Source organism: Brachyspira sp. G79 (assembly GCF_002379365.1).
Lineage (GTDB): Bacteria > Spirochaetota > Brachyspiria > Brachyspirales > Brachyspiraceae > Brachyspira.
This window is the reverse complement of sequence record NZ_JQIU01000008.1, coordinates 1543944-1547715: the sequence shown is the minus strand read 5'-3', so window position 1 is coordinate 1547715 and position 3772 is coordinate 1543944. Positions and strand designations below refer to the sequence as shown.

3 protein-coding genes are annotated in these 3772 nt (G+C 26.5%); 2 read left to right on the top strand and 1 reads right to left on the bottom strand.

Translation table 11 applies throughout. The features are described from left to right. Window positions 1-162: 162 nt before the first annotated feature. Complete coding sequence (locus KQ44_RS08245) at window positions 163-1086, bottom strand: AEC family transporter (RefSeq protein WP_096737001.1); 924 nt, start codon at window positions 1084-1086, stop codon at window positions 163-165. A 243-nt stretch (window positions 1087-1329) separates the two neighbouring features. Between KQ44_RS08245 and htpG the strand changes: the two genes are divergently transcribed. Beyond that, window positions 1330-3246 carry a molecular chaperone HtpG gene (gene htpG / locus KQ44_RS08240; protein WP_096737000.1) on the top strand — a complete coding sequence of 639 codons (1917 nt, stop codon included), beginning with the start codon at window positions 1330-1332 and terminating at the stop codon, window positions 3244-3246. 184 nt (window positions 3247-3430) lie between these two features. Continuing rightward, window positions 3431-3772 (top strand): PepSY-like domain-containing protein (locus tag KQ44_RS08235; protein ID WP_096736999.1); only part of this gene is annotated, 342 nt, incomplete at its 3' end.

The following is a 3772-nucleotide window of genomic DNA, read 5'->3' as shown; positions in this document are numbered from 1 at the left end:
ATACCAGATAAAGCTGGTGCACAATGGTCAATAATTAATTTATCAAACATTCAATCTCCTATTGTTAGAGTATTCTAACATATAGATTAAAAGTTGTCAATAGTTTTGTTAGTATATTCTAACATTTTTTAAAAAAATTTTATTATTTTTAATTTTTAAGAATTAAATAAAACTAATAATTACGCAGAATATCAATGACATTATAATTTGAAGCGACAAGAATCCAGATATAAATTTATTAATTTTTTCATTATTAGTGTACATTAATAGTATGAAAGGCGACGGAGATAGAAAATATATAATCATAGACTTTATGAGAATTGAGTTTACAGTGATTATTTTTGACATAATAAATAAAGCTGATGATATTAATACAGCCATAGTAGCAAATCTTACAAAGAATAATTTAATTGCTTTTTTGAATATATCTATTTCAAATTCAAGTTCAGCACCTATACATATTAATATCATAGGAGATAAAGGCTCTGTTAAAAAAGATATTATTCTATTGTATGTAGATGACAAATTTGAATTGTCAATTTTTTCTCCAAAATTGAATAAAGCTCCTATTATACCTAATATGAGACTTATTATTATTGGGCTTTTGAATATAGATTTTATTATTTGTTTTGCACTTTGTTTATTTCCAGATATTAATGTTAATCCAGTTGTAACTACTGTAAAAACAAATATATTATTTACCATATCCATTTGTATTATTTGAAAGAGATTATCTTTTCCTATAATCATATTAAGTACAGCTAAAGCAAACATTCCGCTTTCGATGCAGGTATTCGTATAAGGTACATATTCTTTTATATCATCTGTAAATAATGGCTTGTACAAGAAGCCTAATAAATAAGCAGAAAACATAATGATAAAACCAGCTATTATTAATATTATAGAATCCTTATTAAATGTGCCATGAATAATAATATTAAAAAAAGTAAATGGAAGAAATAAATTAACTGCTAAATTTTTTATAGTTTTTATTCCTTCATTACTGATTATATTGAAATGCTTTAATATTTTACCGAATGCTATCAAAACAAATATAGGAAGTATCAATTCTATAATAGTATACATTTTTTTACTCAAATATCTTATTATACTATAATAGTATATAAAAATTGTATAAATAATCAAAATTTATAGTAATAAAATATTTGCTTTTTTTTAAATTTTTATTATAATAATAAAATATTCACAAACTTTTTACTTTTTTGATTTTTAACTTTTATATATTTAGACTTTATATATTCACTTTAATACTTTTATATTTAATCTTTAACCTATAAAGAATTTTTTATAAATGAAGGAGTTTATATTATGGCAGAAAAACAAATACTAAATTTTGAAGCCGAAACTAAACAAATATTAAATTTAATGGTGCATTCTATATACACTCATAAAGAAATATTTTTAAGAGAGCTTATCTCAAATGCAAGCGATGCATTGGATAAAGCCAGATTTGAATCTATAACAAACGGCGATAAATATCCTGATATAGATAATTTAAGAATAAAAATAGATACAGATGAACAAAACAGAACTCTAACCATTCAGGATAATGGTATCGGTATGACTAGAGAGGACGTTATTAATAATATAGGTTCTATAGCAAGAAGCGGTACTAAAGCATTTTTAGAAAGAATACAGAAAGATAAAGAAGCATCAAAAGAAAGCGGAATAGATTTGATAGGGCAGTTTGGAGTTGGTTTTTATTCTGCTTTTATGGTTGCTGATAATATTGTAATAGAGACAAAGCATGCTGACAGTGAAAAAGGCGTACGCTGGGAGAGTAACGGAGACGGCTCTTACTCTGTAGAAGATATTGATAAGCCAGAGAGAGGAACTAAAATTATATTAAAATTAAAAGGAAAAGATGAAAAACTAGAAGAAGAAGGTTTTATTGATGATGATTACTGCAATAAATATACATTAGAGCGTTTAATACATAAATATTCTAATTATGTTCATTATCCTATAGTTATGGATATGCCTATACCTAAAAAGGACGAAAAAGAAGTTCAGCAGTATGAAGAGAAAACTATTAACTCTATGATAAGCATATGGCAGAAATCAAAAAGTGATGTTAAGCCAGAAGAGTATAATGAGTTTTACAAAGAGCATTTTCATGATTATACCGATCCTTTTGAGGTTATACATACTAAAGCTGAAGGTACTATAGAGTATACGGCACTTTTATTTATACCTTCAAAAGCTCCTTTCAATTTCCTTCACCCAGATTTTGAAAGAGGACTTGAACTTTATTCAAGAAATGTATTTATAATGAGTAAATGCAAAGACTTACTTCCAGAGTATTTAAAATTTGTAAGAGGATTAGTTGATTCTCCAGACTTCTCACTTAACATTTCAAGAGAGATTTTACAGCACAGCACTCAATTAAAAAGAATAGCTTCTAATGTTGAAAAGAAAGTTCTTGATACTTTGGAAAATATGCTTAAAAATGACAGAAAAAAATATGAGAAGTTTTTTAAAGAGTTCGGCGAATCTATAAAAATCGGCATATATTCTGATTTCAGTAAAAAAGATAAACTTGCAAATCTTTTATTATTTGAATCTTCTAATACAGTGGAAGGGGAATATACTACATTAGCAGAATATAAATCAAGAATGAAAGAAGGGCAGGAGTTTATATATTATGCTGCTGCTAAAGATAAATCCGCTATAGAAAAACTTCCTCATATGGAAGGAATGAAAGAAAAAGGCTATGAAGTGCTATACTTTACTGACAGAGTAGATGAGTTTATGGTTAGTATGATGAGAGAGTTTGACGGTACTAAACTTCATTCTATACTTCAGGCTGATAATTCTGAAAACAAAGATGAAAATAAAGACAGTGCAAACAAAGAAGTTCTTAATGCTATAAAAGATGTATTAGGTGCTGATAAAGTTGCAGAAGTAAGAGAAACTAACAGGCTTAAAGAGAGTGTTGTCTGTTTATCAAATAAAGAGGATTCTATCAGCTTTAATATGGCTAAAGTTTTGGCAGAAACTGGAAACAATATGTTTGGTATGAAGCCAGAAAGAGTATTAGAAATTAATACTTCTCATGATGTATTCAAAGCTATAGAAAAAGAATACAATGAAAATAAAGTTTCTGATATTTTCAAAGAATACAGTGAGCTTTTATATGATGAAGCATGCATACTTGAAGGACTTCCTCTTGAAGACCCAAAATTGTTTGCAAGCAGAATGAGCAAATTGATGCTTAAATTATAAAAAATGTTTAAATAATTAAAATTGGTAACTGATTATAAATAATTAGTTTATCAAAAACTTTAATAAAGGGTTTGAGTTTTAATACTTGAGCCCTTTTCAATTTTCAATCAAATTTTTTTATTTTATAGGAAACTTTTTTATAAAAATACGTCTAATAACATAAATAAATTTAGTAGTTCATATTATGAATATGAAAAAGAATATCATTATAATTATTGCATTGATTTTCGTTTTGCAAATCGCTGCATTCTCTCAGTATTATGGTCTGTATGATAATAATATATCACAAAAAACCATGTCTTTTATCAAATCTGCATACCCTAATACCCAAGTTTTTAAATTAAAAAGCAGTAAAGAGGGCGGATATAAAGTAACATTATCAAATGGGGCAAAAATAGATTTTTCATATTATGAAGAATGGGTTAATGTAGATGGAAAATATAACGGAGTTCCTGAAAATATTATACCAAGAAATATCTTAAGCACTATAAAAAATACATATCCTCAATCTATAGTAGTTAAAATA

Bases quoted from the DNA above. Each gene is read 5' to 3' on its own strand.
- KQ44_RS08245 (WP_096737001.1), bottom strand. From the start codon at position 1,086: ATGTATACTATTATAGAATTGATACTTCCTATATTTGTTTTGATAGCA.
- htpG (WP_096737000.1), top strand. From the start codon at position 1,330: ATGGCAGAAAAACAAATACTAAATTTTGAAGCCGAAACTAAACAAATA.